This is a genomic window from Sphingomonas agri (assembly GCF_038148795.1).
Taxonomy (GTDB): domain Bacteria; phylum Pseudomonadota; class Alphaproteobacteria; order Sphingomonadales; family Sphingomonadaceae; genus Sphingomicrobium; species Sphingomicrobium agri.
The window spans coordinates 517,219-533,765 of sequence record NZ_JBAPEU010000002.1 but is presented as its reverse complement, the minus strand read 5'-3'; the positions used below and the strand labels follow the sequence as shown (position 1 = coordinate 533,765).

Annotated in this window: 18 protein-coding genes; 14 read left to right on the top strand and 4 right to left on the bottom strand. The window is 61.9% G+C overall.

The window, feature by feature from the left end:
- Positions 1-28: 28 nt before the first annotated feature.
- The 6 genes from V8192_RS09415 to V8192_RS09390 all read left to right on the top strand — a co-directional run bounded on the left by V8192_RS09415 (position 29) and on the right by V8192_RS09390 (position 5,638).
- Positions 29-922: a TSUP family transporter gene (locus tag V8192_RS09415; RefSeq protein ID WP_341632816.1), complete on the top strand. Its 894-nt coding sequence runs from the start codon at positions 29-31 to the stop codon at positions 920-922.
- 359 nt (positions 923-1,281) lie between these two features.
- Positions 1,282-2,076, top strand: a complete 795-nt coding sequence (locus V8192_RS09410) for a hypothetical protein (protein ID WP_341632815.1) — start codon at positions 1,282-1,284, stop codon at positions 2,074-2,076.
- 136 nt (positions 2,077-2,212) lie between these two features.
- Positions 2,213-2,797, top strand: coding sequence for a ubiquinol-cytochrome c reductase iron-sulfur subunit (petA, locus tag V8192_RS09405; RefSeq protein ID WP_341632814.1), 585 nt, complete (start codon positions 2,213-2,215; stop codon positions 2,795-2,797).
- Between the two features lie 7 nt (positions 2,798-2,804).
- Positions 2,805-4,127 (top strand): cytochrome b, encoded by a 1,323-nt coding sequence (locus V8192_RS09400; protein WP_341632813.1) that lies wholly within the window; start codon positions 2,805-2,807, stop codon positions 4,125-4,127.
- Positions 4,128-4,146: 19 nt separating this feature from the next.
- Positions 4,147-5,070, top strand: coding sequence for a cytochrome c1 (locus V8192_RS09395; protein ID WP_341633324.1), 924 nt, complete (start codon positions 4,147-4,149; stop codon positions 5,068-5,070).
- Positions 5,071-5,206: 136 nt separating this feature from the next.
- Positions 5,207-5,638: a hypothetical protein gene (locus V8192_RS09390; protein ID WP_341632812.1), complete on the top strand. Its 432-nt coding sequence runs from the start codon at positions 5,207-5,209 to the stop codon at positions 5,636-5,638.
- Here the strand turns inward: V8192_RS09390 and V8192_RS09385 are convergent.
- Positions 5,626-6,090 carry a MaoC family dehydratase gene (locus V8192_RS09385; RefSeq protein ID WP_341632811.1) on the bottom strand — a complete coding sequence of 155 codons (465 nt, stop codon included), beginning with the start codon at positions 6,088-6,090 and terminating at the stop codon, positions 5,626-5,628. The genes V8192_RS09390 and V8192_RS09385 overlap by 13 nt on opposite strands.
- 47 nt (positions 6,091-6,137) lie before the next feature.
- Here V8192_RS09385 and V8192_RS09380 point away from each other — a divergent pair, with 47 nt between their 5' ends.
- The 4 genes from V8192_RS09380 (at position 6,138) to V8192_RS09365 (ending at position 11,366) form a co-directional block, all read left to right on the top strand.
- Positions 6,138-7,727 carry a sulfotransferase gene (locus tag V8192_RS09380; protein WP_341632810.1) on the top strand — a complete coding sequence of 530 codons (1,590 nt, stop codon included), beginning with the start codon at positions 6,138-6,140 and terminating at the stop codon, positions 7,725-7,727.
- Positions 7,728-7,831: 104 nt separating this feature from the next.
- Positions 7,832-10,447, top strand: coding sequence for a TonB-dependent receptor (locus V8192_RS09375; protein ID WP_341632809.1), 2,616 nt, complete (start codon positions 7,832-7,834; stop codon positions 10,445-10,447).
- A gap of 37 nt (positions 10,448-10,484) precedes the next feature.
- Positions 10,485-11,135: a phosphatase PAP2 family protein gene (locus tag V8192_RS09370; protein WP_341632808.1), complete on the top strand. Its 651-nt coding sequence runs from the start codon at positions 10,485-10,487 to the stop codon at positions 11,133-11,135.
- Positions 11,136-11,165: 30 nt separating this feature from the next.
- Positions 11,166-11,366 (top strand): hypothetical protein, encoded by a 201-nt coding sequence (locus V8192_RS09365; RefSeq protein ID WP_341632807.1) that lies wholly within the window; start codon positions 11,166-11,168, stop codon positions 11,364-11,366.
- 6 nt (positions 11,367-11,372) lie between these two features.
- On the opposite strand, the gene ychF is transcribed toward V8192_RS09365, so the two are convergent.
- From ychF to V8192_RS09350, 3 genes are all read right to left on the bottom strand, one after another.
- Positions 11,373-12,473, bottom strand: a complete 1,101-nt coding sequence (gene ychF / locus V8192_RS09360; protein WP_341632806.1) for a redox-regulated ATPase YchF — start codon at positions 12,471-12,473, stop codon at positions 11,373-11,375.
- Between the two features lie 207 nt (positions 12,474-12,680).
- Complete coding sequence (locus tag V8192_RS09355; protein WP_341632805.1) at positions 12,681-13,370, bottom strand: alternative oxidase; 690 nt, start codon at positions 13,368-13,370, stop codon at positions 12,681-12,683.
- Between the two features lie 184 nt (positions 13,371-13,554).
- Positions 13,555-13,743 (bottom strand): hypothetical protein, encoded by a 189-nt coding sequence (locus tag V8192_RS09350; protein ID WP_341632804.1) that lies wholly within the window; start codon positions 13,741-13,743, stop codon positions 13,555-13,557.
- 98 nt (positions 13,744-13,841) lie between these two features.
- Between V8192_RS09350 and V8192_RS09345 the strand changes: the two genes are divergently transcribed.
- The 4 genes from V8192_RS09345 (at position 13,842) to V8192_RS09330 (ending at position 16,444) form a co-directional block, all read left to right on the top strand.
- Entirely contained in the window at positions 13,842-14,993 is a 1,152-nt protein-coding gene (locus V8192_RS09345; RefSeq protein WP_341632803.1) for a PAS domain-containing sensor histidine kinase, read from the top strand.
- On the top strand, positions 14,986-15,615 hold the full coding sequence (locus V8192_RS09340; protein ID WP_341632802.1) for a response regulator transcription factor: 630 nt from the start codon (positions 14,986-14,988) through the stop codon (positions 15,613-15,615). The genes V8192_RS09345 and V8192_RS09340 overlap by 8 nt, the downstream gene beginning before the upstream one ends.
- A gap of 73 nt (positions 15,616-15,688) precedes the next feature.
- Positions 15,689-16,117 carry a hypothetical protein gene (locus V8192_RS09335; protein ID WP_341632801.1) on the top strand — a complete coding sequence of 143 codons (429 nt, stop codon included), beginning with the start codon at positions 15,689-15,691 and terminating at the stop codon, positions 16,115-16,117.
- 39 nt (positions 16,118-16,156) lie between these two features.
- Positions 16,157-16,444, top strand: a complete 288-nt coding sequence (locus V8192_RS09330) for a hypothetical protein (protein WP_341632800.1) — start codon at positions 16,157-16,159, stop codon at positions 16,442-16,444.
- Positions 16,445-16,547 lie beyond the last annotated feature (103 nt).

Sequence of the window (16,547 nt, the reverse complement as noted above, 5' to 3'; positions counted from 1 at the left end):
TGCGGCTAACCGTTCGAAGGGGTAGTGGATGCTGATTGCGCTGCTCGTACCACTGTGCCTCGCAATCATCTTCTTTGCGATCGTCCTTGCGCGTTCAGCGATCGAGACGCGGGCCTGGCCTCCCCTCGAGAGCATCGCGCTCGGCGCGGTCGTGAGTTTCTTCGACACGCTCGGCATCGGCTCGTTCGCTCCGACCGCGGCCTGGCTCAAGTTCCGTCGGCTCGTCCCTGACAAGCTGCTGCCCCCGACGATGCTCGTGGGCCTCACTCCGCCAGCGATGACGGAGTCGATCATCTTCCTCATTCTCCTGGGAGTGATGGTCGACCCCGTTCTTCTGTTCGGCTCCGCCATTGCAGTTCTGCTCGGGGGCCTCGTCGGCGCTCCGCTCGTCGCGAGGGCGCGGGTGTGGATCGTCCAGCTGGTCGTCGCCATCGGACTGATGCTCGCGGCCGCAGCTTACGCGATGACGAACCTTCACCTCTTTCCTGGCGGCGGCACTGCCGCGGGTCTGTCGCCGTCCCTCACCGTCGCGGCGATCGCGGCAAGCTTCGGTTTTGGAGTGCTTCTCAATTTCGGTGTCGGGAATTACGCGCCGACCCTCGTCATGCTGAGCCTCATGGGCATGGACCCGCGGCTATGCTTTCCGATCATGGCAGGAGGCGCCGCCCTGATGGGAGCGGGCGCGGGAGCGCGGCATATCCAGTTGGGCACCACCGATCTCAAGACCGTGGTCGGCCTCGCGCTCGGCGGGATTCCGGCGGTCTTCGTTGCTGCATTCATCGTCAAGACGATGCCGATCGAGACGCTGCGCTGGCTTGTCATCGTGGTCGTTCTCTACGCAGCCGGGGTCATGCTGCGCGCCTCGCTCCTGGGCCGGCGTGAGCACCGTGCCGAGATGGGGACGGCAGCAATCGCGGAATAGGTTTGGGTGCGGCTCCGGAACAGTTGATGGCACAATCCATCATCGCAGCCCGGGCGGGCAAGAAGGAGGCGGAAGTAAATGCGCTCCATGCTGCTTTGGTTGATCGGCGTCCCGATCCCGATCATTCTGCTGCTGGCGCTGTGCACTCATCATTTCTGACGAGCTGCCAGTGCACCAGAAAACTCTGTTAATCTTTCGTTAACCGCGTTAATGGCGCGTCACCGGGTACCTGAATCGACCTCCGGTAGCCCGGCAGGGGTCCGCCTCGTTCTCGAGGCGGGCCCCGTCTCCTAATCGCAGTTTCAAGGGCCTGGAGGGAGGGCTAAGGTCGGCTCGCGGAGACTCGGGGGGGATTAGTCATGGCTACTGTGGCTCAACGGCCTGCAGCACCCGTAACAGGGGACGAAGGCTTCTTTCTACGCGGCGCAATCGCGATCGCCTGCACGATCGTCGCCGCCTTCTCGTTCCAGTATCTGATGGGCCGATCGACCTTCGCGGCTCCCCTGAGGGTCCATCTTCACGCCTGGGTGTTCATGGGGTGGGTCGCCATCTACCTTGCCCAGAACGTCTTCGTCGCAACCGACCGGATGAACCTTCACCGCCGGCTCGGATGGATTGCGGCAGGCTGGATGGTGCCGATGATCGTCATGGGGTTCATCGTCACCGCCGTAATGGTGCGCCATGGCACCGTGCCATTCTTCTTCAGGCCCCTGCAATTCCTGATTTTCGACCCGGTCACGGTTCTTACCTTCGCGGCCCTCACCACCAGCGCGATCGTGATGAGGCGGCGCACGGAATGGCACCGGCGGCTTCACTTCTGCGGCACGTCGATGCTGCTTGGTCCCGCGTTCGGCAGGCTGCTTCCGATGCCGCTGCTGCAGCCGCTCGCATGGGAAGCCGCCTTCGCTGCATCGCTGCTGTTTCCGCTTGCCGGAATGTGGGCAGACCTGCGCCGCAGCGGTCGTGTTCATCCCGCCTGGGCTTATGGAATCGCGACCATGATCGGCAGTTTCGTACTCGTCGAGGCTCTAACCTACAGTCCTGCCGGAACGCAGATTTATGACGCAGTGACGCGCGGTTCCCCCGGGGCTTCCATCGCGCCGCTGGAGTTTGCGCCGCCTCCGCCAGGACCGCTCATGACGGGACGGGGATAAAAGGGCTGCCCTAGAGGCCCTTGTCCGCCATAAATCCCCTCGCTATCAGGCCGCCCAATCGCTCCGGAGTTAGCACCCGGCGCGGCGTCCTACCGTGCCGACCGGCACACCAGAATTCGCGTCACAAAGGGGTATGATGGCCACCAAGGCACAACCGGCTGAGGGTCCCGCAACCACAGGTTCCAGCGGCGACGGCGTACGGCGCCGGGATTTCCTCAATGTCGCTGCGGTCAGCTTCGCAGGGGTTGGAACCGTCGCGGCGCTCGCGCCGCTGTTCGTCCAGATGGCGCCGTCGGCCGACGTGCTTGCGCTGGCGACGACCGAGGTCGACATTTCCAAGATCCAGTCAGGTCAGGGCATCAAGGCGGTATGGCGCAAGCAGCCCGTCTTCATCCGTAATCTGACGCCAAAGGAAATCGCGGAGGCCAATGCGGTCAAGCTTTCCGACCTGCGGGATCCCGAGACGCTCGCGCAGAGGACCAAGCCTGGCAAGGCCAACTGGCTGATCACGCTTGGCGTCTGCACCCATCTTGGTTGCGTACCGCTCGGCATCGGCGAGGGAGAGAACAAGGGGCCCTATGGCGGCTATTTCTGCCCGTGCCATGGCTCGATGTACGATACGGCGGCGCGTATCCGGCAAGGGCCGGCGCCGAAGAACCTGATGGTTCCCGACTACAAGTTCATGTCGCCGACGACGGTAATGATCGGCGCAAAGGGGTAAGCACAAAATGAGCTTTTCTTGGGCCAAGCCCTATGAACCCAAGCATCCCGTCATGCGCTGGCTCGACGAGCGCTTGCCGCTTCCGCGCCTCGCCTACGGCGCCGTCGGCGGCGGATATCCCGTGCCCCGCAACCTCAACTACTGGTGGAACTTCGGCGTTCTTGCCGGCATCTTCCTGACCATCCAGATCATCACGGGCATCGTCCTTGCGATGCACTATTACGCGTCGGGCGACGGTGCGTTCAATTCCGTGAACCAGCTGATCATGCGCGACGTCAACGCCGGCTGGCTGCTGCGCTACGCGCACATGAACGGCGCGAGTTTCTTCTTTATCGTGACGTACATCCACATTTTCCGTGGCCTTTACTACGGCTCCTACAAGGCACCGCGCGAGCTCATTTGGATGCTCGGCCTCGTGATCTACCTCTTGATGATGGCCACCGCCTTTATGGGCTACGTGCTGCCCTGGGGTCAGATGAGCTATTGGGGGGCGCAGGTCATTACCGGCTTCTTCTCGGCTTTCCCGATCATCGGCGAGCCGCTGCGCGTCTGGCTTCTTGGAGGCTATGCGCCGGACCAGGCCGCCCTGACCCGCTTCTTCTCGCTTCACTACCTGCTCCCCTTCGTGATCGCGGCGGTCGTGATCCTGCACATCTGGGCGCTCCATATTCCAGGTTCGGGCAATCCGACGGGTGTCGATGTCAAGGAGGAGCGCGATACGCTGCCGTTCCACCCCTTCTACACGGCCAAGGATGGCTGGTTCGCTGCTGCGTTCCTGCTCTTCTACTGCATCGTCACTTTCTTCGCTCCGAACTATCTGGGCCACGCGGACAATTACATTCCGGCAAATCCGCTCGCGACGCCCGCCGAAATCGTGCCCGAGTGGTATTTCTGGCCTTTCTACGCGATCCTGCGCTCGTTCACGTTCGACTTCATCCTGCCCGCGAAGCTGTGGGGAGTGCTGGCGATGTTCAGCTCGATCCTCCTGCTTTTCTTCCTGCCGTGGCTGGACAAGTCGCCGGTCCGCTCGGGTTCCTATCGCCCTGTCTTCAAGCGCTTCTTCATCCTCCTTGTGATCGACGTGGTGCTTCTGGGCTGGGCAGGCGGCGGAGCGCCAACGCCGCTCCGCAACGCGATCGGACAGATTTGCGCTGCCTATTATTTCCTTCACTTCCTCGTGATCCTGCCGATCGTGTCGCGGTTTGAAACGCCGCTTCCGCTCCCGAGCTCGATTTCCGAGAGCGTGCTGCACGGGGAGGCCGCGGAAGCTGCGCCCGCCGGGCAGAAAAAGAAGCGCGGCGGCTCAGTCGCCACGGCTGCGGCCGAGTAAAGGGGCATAGGGGAACATGCTGGCTCGCCTGATTAGTTACGCCATTGGCTTCGTCTTCGCCGGGATCCTGTTGATCTCGCTGATCACGGGGGTTGCGACCTATATCCATAGTCCGCCCGCTCCGCTCGCCGCCGAGGAGTTCCACCGGCAGCCAAAGCCGCTGCACCTCGCGTCCGACGGTCCTTTCGGCAAGTTCGACCGGCGGCAGCTGCAGCGCGGCTTCCAGGTCTATTCGGAAGTCTGCTCGGCGTGCCACAGCCTGAAGCTGGTCTCGTTCCGGGACCTCAAGGGCCTGGGTTACAATGACGCCGAGATCAAGAAGATCGCGTCTGACTGGAAGACCCAGGTCCCCTCGATCAATCCGGACACCGGTGAAGCCACGACCCGCAAGGCTCTGGCCTCCGATAATTTCCCGCCGCCCTTTGCGAACGAAGTGGCCGCTCGAGCGGCCAATAACAATGCGCTTCCGCCTGACCTGTCGCTCATCACCAAGGCGCGTGAAGGCGGAGCACCCTACGTCTATTCGCTGCTGACCGGCTTCCAGCCCGAACCCGCGGAGCTGCTCAAGAAGTTCCCGGAGGCGAAGACGCCGCCGAACCTGCACTACAATCCCTATTTCGCGAACCTCAACATCGCGATGCCGCCGCCCCTGACCACGACTGGCCAGGTGACCTACGCGGACGGAACTCCGGCGACGGTCGACCAGATGGCCAAGGATGTCGCGGCCTTTCTGGTTTGGACTGCGGAGCCAAGCCTTGAGAACCGTCACGCCGCGGGCATCGCGGTGGTCGTGTTCCTGCTGATCGGCACGATCCTTGGTTATCTTGCCTACCGGCAGATCTGGTACGAGGCGAAGCGATCGGTCCGGGTGACAGGTCCGCTTGATCCCCAGAACCAGACGAAGACGCGCCGGGCCAAGGCCAAGCAGGGCGTCGCAGGCTAATCCGCTGCAAATCCGGCTGCAAAAAAGTCGCTGACCTGCCATGTCGTGAGAATGGCCCTCGTTCATTTCAGCGACATGGCGGAACGCGCATAACCGGCGCTGCAGGTTTGTAACCTCATCCTTGAGGAGGATTACAATGCGTATGCGTCTTGCAGTGGCGCTCGTCGGCGGCGCTCTCAGCCTGAGTGGCTGCGCCTACGACATCTATGGCGACCCATATGGTTACGGCAGTTACGGCTACGGCCCCTATAGCGGCGTCTCCGGATATTATGGCAGTTACGGATACCCCGGTTACGGATACCCCGGTTACGGCTATGACGGCTATGGATACGGCGGCTACGATCCGTTCGGATGGTACGGCGACTATTATTATCCGGGCGTCGGCATCTACCTCTATGACCGCGGCCGCAACCGCCACCGATGGAACGACACTCAGCGGCGTTACTGGACCAACCGCACCAGCGCCTGGGAGAGCCGTTCGGGCACGACCATGGTCCGTGGTAACTGGAGCGGCTTCAACCGGGACCGTGGAACCACGACGTCAGACCGGCGGCATCACAGCGAGTGATGATGATCGGCGGGTCGCCGCCGGATCAGAACGATCGAGGTGAAGGTCATCACCACCTGGTCATCCTGGTTGGTCACGGTCGTGCGTGTCCTGAAGGAACCCATTTCCGGGCGGCTGCGTGAAGGCGTTTTCTCGAGAATTTGCCCTCGAACGTGGAGCGTGTCCCCGGGATAGACGGGCTTCTTCCACCTCAGCTCGTCGATGCCTGGCGAGCCGAGCCCCGCCTGGCGGTGCTTCACGACATGGCGTGCGATGACCGCCATCGTCATTGCCGCCGTGTGCCAGCCGCTCGCCGCGATCCTTCCAAAATGCGTCTTTGCCGCTTCCTCGTCAGATAGGTGAAAGGGCTGCGGATCATATTTGCTCGCGAACTCGAGCACTTCCTCGCGAGTCACTTTATACGAGCCGAAATCGGTTTCCGCGCCGACTTCCAAATCCTCGAAATAGATCATGGTGCCGGCGCATAGCGGCGGCCGTTGCTTGGCGCTACGGTAGCAAGGTGGCGACCTCTTTTTCCACTGGCGCGCGCTTGCACCCCAGCCTTCTTGAGGCCGCCGTGGCGCTCAATGAAAATCGCCTCGATGTCGCGGAGCGCATCCTCAAGCCGCACCTCAAGGAAGACCCGTTCGACGTAGCCGCCATCAGGATGCTGGCGGAACTCGCTGCCCGCATCGGTCGCTGGCGGGACGCCGAGAGCCTTCTTCGCCGCGCAGTCGAGCTTGCGCCGGGCTGGAACGCGGCCAAAGCCAACCTGGCCCTCGTACTTGGTCGTACCGGCAGGGCGCCCGAGGCGCTGGGACTGCTCGAAGAGATCTTCGAAGAAGAGCCCGACGATGTCGGACACTGGAATCTCAAGGCGGCGACGCTTGGCCGCGTCGGAGAGTTTGAAGAAGCGATCAGGCTTTATGAAGGAGTGCTCGAGCGTAGTCCCGCTCAGCCGCGTGTGTGGCTGAGCTACGGGCACATGCTGAAGACGATCGGCCGCCAGGCAGATGGCATTGCCGCCTACCGGAAGGCCATCGAGCTGCAGCCGACGCTCGGTGATGCCTGGTGGAGCCTTGCGAACCTCAAGACGGTAAGGTTTGACGAGCGCGACCTCCTCGCGATGAAGGCTGCGCTCGAGACGCCGGGCCTTGGCGATGAAGACCGGTTCCATCTCGATTTCGCCCTCGGCAAGGCGTTCCATGACGAGGGCCGTATCGAGGAGGCCTTCGCTCATTATTCGAGAGCAAACGCCCTGCGCCTCAAACGGCAGCCTTATCGCCCGGATGAGATCAGCCGATCCGTCGACCGCTCGATCGCGGCGTTCACGCATGATGCTTTTGCCGAGCGGCCCGGCGGTGCCCAGGCACCCGACCCGATCTTCATCGTCGGAATGCCGCGTGCCGGCTCGACACTCCTCGAGCAGATCCTTTCCTCGCACAGCATGGTCGAGGGAACTTCGGAGCTACCCGACTTACCCTTGCTGTCGCGAAAAATGGGGAGCTATCCGGAGGGGATTCTCAAGGCATCAGCAGACGAACGGCGCGATCTTGGCGAGGAATATCTGAAACGCGCCAGCGTTCAACGCCGGACCGATCGTCCCTTCTTCATCGACAAGCTGCCGAACAACTGGCTGTTTGTCCCGCTCATCCAGCTCATCCTTCCAAACGCCAAGGTCATCGACGCGCGGCGCCACCCACTCGGCTGCTGCCTTTCGAACTATCGCCAGCATTTCGCCCGCGGGCAGGCGTTCACGTACGATCTCCACGACGTCGGCCGCTATTATTCGGATTACGTTCGATTGATGGCGCATGTGGATGCAGTCCTTCCTGGACGCGTTCACCGCGTGATCTACGAACGGATGGTTGATGACACGGAGACAGAAGTAAGGCGGTTGCTCGAATATTGCGGTCTCGGCTTCGAATCCCAGGTCCTCGAATTCTACAACACCGAGCGCGCGGTTCGGACGGCGAGCTCCGAGCAGGTACGCCAGCCCATCTATCGCGAGGGGACCGAAGAGTGGCGCGCCTATGAGCAGCACCTCCTGCCGCTCAAGGCGGCCCTCGGGGCCGTACTCGACAGCTATCCCGACGCGCCCGCGTCCTGAAAGCAACGCCTCTGTAACAATCGTGTCAGCAGGACCTTCGCTCCTGTTGACTTTGCGCATCCGCTCTGCCGCAATGGCGACACAGGGCGATTGGGGGATTTTCAATGACCAATTTCCGCGCGATGACTCTGGGTCTTCTCGCTTCCACGGCGCTTGCGAGCCCGGCGCTCGGCCAGCCCGTGTCGACCGGCCAATCACCGGCGCCCGGGACGAATGCGACGGACGTGACTGCGCCGCCGCCGCGGGTTCAGAAGGCCCAGGACGGCAACGTGCCCGATCAGACCGAGATCGTCATTACCGCCACCAAGCGCGAGGAGCGTCTTCAGAACGTCCCGATGAGCGTCCAGGCGCTCGGCACGAGGCGGCTGGATCAGCTCAACATCTCCAATTTCGAGCAGTACACCAAGCAGCTGCCGTCGGTGACCTTCAACACGTCGCAGTCTGGCGGCACGGTGGTCTACATGCGCGGTGTCGCGACCGGCGGCGATGGCAACCACTCGGGATCGCTGCCTTCAGTCGGCGTCTATCTTGACGAGCAGCCGGTGACCACGGTCGGCGGCGCCCTCGACGTCCACATCTACGACATCGCCCGGATCGAAAGCCTCGCTGGTCCGCAGGGCACTCTCTACGGCGCATCGAGCGAAGCAGGGACGATCAGGATCATCACCAACAAGCCCGACCTCACGGCAACCTATGGACGCGTCGACGGCGAGCTCAATTCCGTCGATCACGGCAAGGCCGGCGGAAAGCTCGAGGGGATGATCAACATCCCGATTGCCCGGATGATCGCATTCCGGGGCGTCGGTTTTTACCAGAAGGACGCCGGCTTCATCGATAACGTGCCCGGCACCCGGACCTATTGCGGAACTCCGGTCACCGTACCCAATCCTAACCCGCCGCCTGCAACCACGATCGTGGGCTGTGTCCACAACGGAATCAGCGTCAACAACAACCAGTTCCTGCGCAAGAATATCAACGCAGTGACGACCTACGGCGGTCGGGCGGCGCTCAAAATCGACCTTGACGACAATTGGACCGTCACTCCGACGATCATGCACCAATATTCGAAACAGGACGGGTTCTACGCGTTCGACCCGACAGTCGGCGATCTCAAGGTCCAGCGCTTCCGGAATGAATATCGCCGCGACAAGTTCACGCAGGCGGCGCTCACCGTCCAGGGCAAGATCTGGAATTTCGACCTGACCTACGCCGGCGCATATATGGACCGGCCGACTTATTCACTGGGCGACTATACGGATTACGCCGATGCCTATGACCAGGCGTATGAAGGCCACGGCGGCCTCGCCAACTATTTCTACTACCAGGACGCGGCGGGTAACACGATCGATCCCAGGCAGTACATCCTGGGAAGCGAGCACTTCAAGAAGATGAGCCAGGAAATGCGGATCGCGACACCGCAGACCTGGCGTGCAAGGGCCATCGTGGGCGCTTTCTACCAGGTTCAGAAGAACCACATCTACCAGAACTACCTCGTCGACAATCTCGCGCCGAACCTGTCGGTCAATGGCTGGCCCGGAACCTTGTGGCTGACCCTCCAGGACCGCAAGGACAAGGACTGGGCGCTGTTCGGCGAAGGCGAATTCGATCTCACCCCCAAGCTCACCTTCATCGCGGGCGGACGGGTGTTCCGCTATCGGAACAGCCTGTTCGGATTTGCGGGCTTCGGCAAGAATCCCGCCTTTACCGAGGACAATGGCTTTCCGCCGCCTCCCAACGGGGCTGGAGGCAGCTCCGGCGTACGCCGCTGCCTCACCGTAAATGGTCTGCAGTTGCTCGACGACGAGAGTTCGCCCTTCGCTTCGGGAGGAGTTGCCGGAACGCCGTGCACCAACGTTGGCAACGTGGTGGACGGCAAAGCGGTGCCGAGGGAGAGCAGGGGGCATGGGTTCACGCATCGGCTGAGCGCACGCTACAAGCCGACCAAGGACCTGATGTTCTATGCGACGTGGTCGAGAGGTTTCAGGCCCGGCGGCATCAACCGCCAGCCGAGCGCCCCGGCCTATAATTCCGACTTCCTCACCAACTACGAGCTTGGCTGGAAAACCACCTTCGGGCCGCTGACCTGGAACGGCGCGCTCTATCACCAGATCTGGCGCAAATTTCAGTTCAGCTTCCTTGGCGATAACAGCCTGACCGTGATCCAGAACGGTCGCGACGCCAAGATCAACGGCGTCGAGACGGACGTCTCGTACGTTGCCGGAGGTCTCTCGGTGAACGCTGCCGCGGCCTATACGGACGCCAAGACAAAGGGAGCGATCTGCCACTCCTCTGTCGATCCGACGGCCGATTGTTCCTTGCCAGGCGACTGGATCGTCACGCCCTCGGGAACGAGGCTTCCGGTGACGCCGAAGTTCAAGGCCACGGCGACGGCGCGATACAGCTGGGCCGTGGGACCAGGTAAAGCCCACGTCCAGGGCAGCATCGCCTACCAGGGCTCGGCCAGCGTCGACATCCGCCAGGATGCCGACGGCGCCGGCACGAACCCGAATTCCTATCTCGGAAAGCTCCACGCCTCGACGCTCGTGGACCTCTTCGCGGGATACGACTGGGGCAGGTACGATTTCGAACTGTTTGGCAGCAACATCTTCGACAAGCGCAATGAGCTTGCCCGCTTTGTCGCCTGCAGCATCTGTACGCGCACCTATATTCTGCCTGGCAGGCCGCGCACCATCGGCATTCGGGCGGGGGTGAAATTCTAGGGCTGAACGGCGAGCGTCGCCGCTCGTTGTGCGGCGGATGACTGAACAAGTGCCGCGACGCGCCGTGCAATGGCGTTTCATTCTGGCCGTTGTTGGCCTCACAGCCATTTGGCTGGCGATGCTGCTTTGGGGGCGAGGCGCGCTCGACCGGACCGTCTATGAGGCGCTTTATGCCGGTCGCCGGCCGGTGCTCCTCGCCGTTGCGCGCTTCTTCACGGCCCTGGGCGAACCCTCGGTGCTTATTGCTGCCTGTGTCGGCTGCGCCCTCTGGCTCTGGCACGCGGGCCGAGGCCGGCTTGGCCTCGTGCTCCTGTCAATTGCACTGATCGGTCGAGGATTGAGCGAGGTGCAGAAATACTGGATCGCGCGCGCCCGTCCGGATCTCGAGGCGCACCTTGTCGTGGTCAAAACGAACAGCTTCCCAAGTGGTCATGCCGCAAGCTCGATGATCTTCTATCTCGCGCTCGCCCTGGCGCTTACTGCGCACCTTCGCTCGCATCGCATCGTGGCAGCGGGCGCCGTGATCTTGTCGCTGCTGATCGGGACGAGCCGGGTGATGCTCGGCGTTCACTGGCCAAGCGACGTCATCGGCGGCTGGAGCTTCGGGATGCTTTGGGTGCTCCTGACACTGAGGCCCGCCGAGCGCTTGTTTCGTGCCAATTCCGAGATGCGCCGAACCGGGCTATAGTGCCCGCGGGGGCACAGGAGGGACGAGGGAATGTCGAGACCATTCACCTGGACCGCATCGGCAATCTTTGCGCTGGTTGCGCTTATTCACCTTTATCGGATGCTGACTCACTTTCGGGTCGTCATCGGTTCCCTCGTCATCCCTCAATGGGCAAGCATCCTTGGCTTCGTCATCCCCGCAATCTTGAGCTGGATGCTGTGCCGGGAAGCCCGCGGCGCGCGTGGCCCTTGAGATGCTTCAGACGTTGAAGCGGAACAGCATGACGTCGCCGTCCTTCACGACATAGTCCTTGCCCTCTGACCGAAGCTTGCCGGCATCGCGGGCGCCAGTCTCGCCGGCGAACTTGATGTAGTCTTCGTAGGCGATCGTTTCGGCACGGATGAAGCCGCGCTCGAAATCGGTATGGATCTCGCCTGCCGCTTCGGGCGCCTTCGCGCCCTTGTGCACCGTCCAGGCGCGGGCTTCCTTGGGGCCCGCAGTGTAGAAGGTAATCAGCCCCAACAGCGCATAGGCCGCGTGGATCATCCGGTTGAGGCCGGTCTCGTGAAGTCCGAGGTCCGCGAGGAAGGCCTCCCGTTCCTCGGCCGGGAGGGTTGCGATTTCCGCCTCGATTGCAGCCGAGATCACGACGGCCTGCGCGCCTTCGGAAGCCGCTTTGTCGAAGACCTTGCGGGAAAGTGCATTTCCGTTCGCAGCCTCGTCTTCATCGACGTTGCAGACGTAGAGCACGGGCTTTGCGGTCAGGAGCTGCGCGCGCTGGAGCGCCCTTGCTTCCTCGTCGTCCCGCGGCTGCACGATGCGCGCGGGCTTGGACGCACGCAATAGATCGAGTGCTTGGCCGAGAACCGACGCTTCGATCTTCGCTTCCTTGTCCCCTTGCTGCGCCTTCTTCAAAAGGTTCGGCACTCTCCGCTCGAGGCTTTCGAGGTCCGCAAGCATCAACTCGGTCTCGACCGTCTCTGCATCCGCGATTGGATCCACACGTCCCTCGACGTGGGTTACGTCGCCATTCTCAAAACAGCGCAGCACGTGGATGATAGCATCCACCTCGCGAATGTTGGCGAGGAACTGGTTGCCGAGGCCCTCGCCCTGGCTCGCACCGCGGACAAGGCCGGCAATGTCAACAAATTCGATCTGGGTCTCCACCTCCTGCGCGGACTCGGCGATCTTGGCGATGCTGTCCAGGCGAGGGTCGGGGACTGCCACCCGGCCCACATTGGGTTCGATCGTGCAAAATGGATAATTTGCCGCCTGAGCTGCGGCAGTCTCGGTCAAGGCATTGAAAAGCGTCGATTTGCCGACGTTCGGCAGGCCGACGATGCCGCAGCGGAAGCCCATGATTGTCCTTGATTAAGGGAGAAGTGACGCCGCGCTTAGCCGCGCCTTTCAGGAAATTGAAGCGTTCGCCGGATCTTTCCGGCGGATCTTCTCACAGGCCGGTGATCGACTGACGCGTCGGGTTGAAGTGATTGGCGCCCCGGTCGCGAAGGGGCGCCAACTTCACGTTGGAGTGAGGAAAGGCGCCTCCTGTCCTCTTTCCTGGCGTCAGGCCGCTTCCTTCCACTGGGGCCGAAGTTCGTGATGTGGCGGGCAGGCCGCAACCGAGCCCTGCGGAAGCCCGGCGAGCTCGTTGGCGAACCCGTGGTTGACGTCGCGGTGGTGGGCTTCGTCAGCCCGCACGACCAGCACTACGTCCCGCAGGGTCGCGCCGTCTGGGAGACCCCAGTAACGCCTCGCAATCGCGGGCGCCGGCACGTTCTCGGAACGACCCTCGTCGATTTCGGCAAGATAGTGGGTGTAGCTGATGACCGCCTCTTCCTCGAAGTAGCCGACGACGCGGTGCGCAGTCTTCGAACTGATGAGGTAAAGCGCAAAGAAGAAGCAGTAGAAGATCCACTGCACCCCGATGATGACCGCCCGCTCGAAAAGGGTCGGCTTGCTGATCTCAATGAAGGTCATGAGATGCATGCGCTCGTTTTCGGCTTCGTCCATAAGCGTGCGAATCCAGCCCTTGTCATCGCAGATGCGGCGAAGACAGTGCAGGTGATTGATCGTTGCCCCGACCATCCCCGGGACCGCAGCAACCGTCTCGAGCACAACGGCGCGATGCCCGTATCGCTCGGCGAAGAAGGTGTCCGCGCACCAGCGAAGGGCCTTGGTGAAGCCGAAGGCAACGCGGTCGGATAGCCCCTTGGGATCATGATGGACCGAAAGGTCAATGAAGGGCGCGTTCATACGTAACTCTACTCCTGTCGCTTGCAAAACAGCCGATTGGCTGTTGCGGCGGGCGTCTAGGTCGAGGATGAACGCCTCGAAATCAGGGAATTTACGTAACGGAAAATACGAAGCCGGCGTGATCAACGCGTCAGCATTGCGTCGAAGTTCGTTCCTGGTTTTTTAGATTCTCCCGACGGTCCATCTACCGCCGCTTTTGACCCGGCGTTGCCTCGCCAGTCGCGCCTGCATCTCGAATTGCTCGGTCGATGACCTCGAGCGAATTCTTGCGCCCTTCGGCTTCGACCCGGGTGCGGTATCGCGCGAGCCGCCGTGCCAGATCGGCGGATCCGGGCTCATAATCTTCGTCGATCCGCGGGGCATGACTTTTCATGATGTCGCTTCATGTAGCGATGCGCCGGACGCGATTGGATAAGTAAGTTTCCGGAGTGCGCGCCGGCCGCGAAGCTGCCTTTGGGTTCGCGCATCGTTATGGCGAAACTCATCGACGAACAGACTTCGGAACCCCTCCGGGAAGCCGAGGCCCATTTGCGGTCAATCCTGGCGACCGTGCCCGACGCGATGGTGGTGATCGACGAACAGGGCACGATCCTGTCCTTCAGCGCTGCAGCGGAGACAATGTTCGGTTACGCTGAGACCGACGTCGTCGCCCAGAACGTCAAGATATTGATGCCTTCGCCCGACCGCGAACGGCACGATCAGTACATCATCAACTATCTGACGACCGGCAAGCGCAAGATCATCGGCGTCGGCCGCGTGACGACAGCGCTGCACCGCGACGGAAATACTTTTCCGATCGAGCTCTCCGTCGGCGAAGCCTGGATTGGCGAACGGCGGATTTTCACGGGGTTTATCCGCGATCTCACCGAGCGCCAGCAAACGCTGCTTCGGATGCAGGACCTTCAATCGGAACTCGCCCACGTCGGCCGGGTCAGTGAAATGGGAACACTTGCCTCATCCCTGGCGCACGAACTCAATCAGCCTCTGACTGCGGTCGCGAGCTACTGCGAAAGCGCGCGCGACCTCCTCGATCCCGACCCTGATGCACAGACGCTCGGCATGGTGAGAGACGCGCTCGATGAAGCGGCGCAGCAGGCCGTTCGCGCGGGGCAGATCGTGCGGCGGCTTCGGGACTTCATGAGCACTGGCGAAACCGAGCGGCATGTCGAAAGCCTGCAGCGTCTCATCAATGAAGCCAACGCGCTCGCACTGGTTGGCTCGCGGGAGCACGGGATCGACGTACAGCTCAAACTCGACCCGGGCGCCGACAAGGTGCTGGTCGATCGGATTCAGATTCAACAGGTGCTCGTCAATCTCATCCGCAACGCAATCGATGCGATGATGGACACTGCCAGGCGATGCCTGTCCTTGCGCACCGGGCAGGATGGCCAGGGGTTCGTCGAGGTCATCATCGAGGATACGGGCTCGGGCATCAGCGAGGCCATCGCGCCGCAATTATTCCAGCCGTTCGTCACATCGAAACAGAGCGGGATGGGAATTGGCCTCTCCATCTGTCGGACGATCGTCGAGGCGCATGGCGGCCGGATCTGGTTTGAACCCGGAAAAAGCGGCGGAACGGCATTCCATTTCACCGTGCCAAGTGGAGAAGCGAGAAATGGGTAGCGAAGACTTTCGCAACGTACATCTTGTCGACGATGACGACGCGATCCGCCGCTCCGTGAGCTTTGCGCTCAAGACATCGGGCTTTCAGGTGAGGGTATACGAGGACGGCGATGGAATCCTGAAGGTCGCACCGGACCTCGAGGCCGGTTGCATCCTTCTCGACATCCGGATGCCCGGGATGGACGGTCTTGAGGTGCAGGAGGCACTGAAATCGAAGGGCGTCACGCTTCCGGTCGTCATCATGACCGGCCACGGGGACGTCAGTCTCGCCGTTCGGGCGATGAAGGCCGGAGCCGTCGATTTCATCGAAAAGCCATTCCAGAAGGCCGTTCTGCTCTCGGCGATCGAGCATGGAATGGCGAGGCTCCACCAATCGGCCTCAAGTCTCAGGGAAGCGAACAATGCCTCGGTCAAGCTCCAGCTTCTGAGCGCGCGTGAGCGCGATGTTCTCGATGGGCTTGCAAAGGGACTTCCGAACAAGTCGATCGCCTACGATCTCGGCATCAGTCCGCGCACCGTCGAAATTCATCGCGCGAACCTCATGGCCAAGCTTGGCGTGAAGAGCCTTTCGGAAGCGCTTCGCGTTGCCTTTGCGGCCGAAGGCAGTCCTTCCGCTACGTAACATTACGAATGGAGCAGCCGTTCGACGAGCGCCATCCAGAGCCCAGTCAAAAGCTCGCGATGGAGTTGGTGGAATGAGTCGTCGTCAAACCCGGGAACAGCTTCTTGTCCGCGACGAGATCGTCGCTGCGCCTGCGAAGCGCGCCTGCGAAGACCAGAACTTCGAGCTCCCAGCGGCGATCTACATCGCAATGGTAACGATGTTTGCAGGGTTCGTGGCCGTGCTCAGTCTTGCGTTCCGCGGCGGACATCTTCCCGTTGTCTACGGCGTCATCTTCGCGTTCATTGCCGCTTTCTTCGCGATTCCGGCGATGTTTCCAGCAATGGTCCCCAAGGACGACCGCCGGACCGGGGCGCTGAGCCTTTTCGATTTCGGTCACCGCGGCATCATGACTGCAACGGGCCGAGCGAGCGCGCGCGAGGCGACCGTCCTTGTCCTGCTGCTGCCCTGCCTCATCCTTTGCTTCGGGATTTCCGTCGCGATCATCGCGTCGCTCACCTGAGATTTTGTGGACTCCAACTCAGCCCCATGGAGGTAAATCGTGGTCATTCTTCAAAGTCATTGGACCGATCGGCCAATTGAGAATGGCCAGCTCTCGCGGGACCGCGGTGGGCTCTTCGCGCTTGGGAATTCGGTGAAGCAGGCAAGAGCGGAGTCTGACCTCGACTATCTGCGCATGCGGGCCCTCAAGGAGTTGAGTGCCGCCGCAGGCGCACGGGACATTCGTGTCCGCCGTGTGCACTTCGAAATGGCGAAACGGTACCAGGCGCTGCTCCGGAGGGCCGAAGCTCAGTGGCTCCCGCGCTTGCGTTTCGCAGGAGAAGAATGAAGCTCGGCTGCACGCAGCCGACTAGATGTTCAACAGCATCCCTCCCTTAAGTTGCGGCGCACAATTCCAATGGCCGAAGCCCGGCCGGCCGCAACTTCCTGAG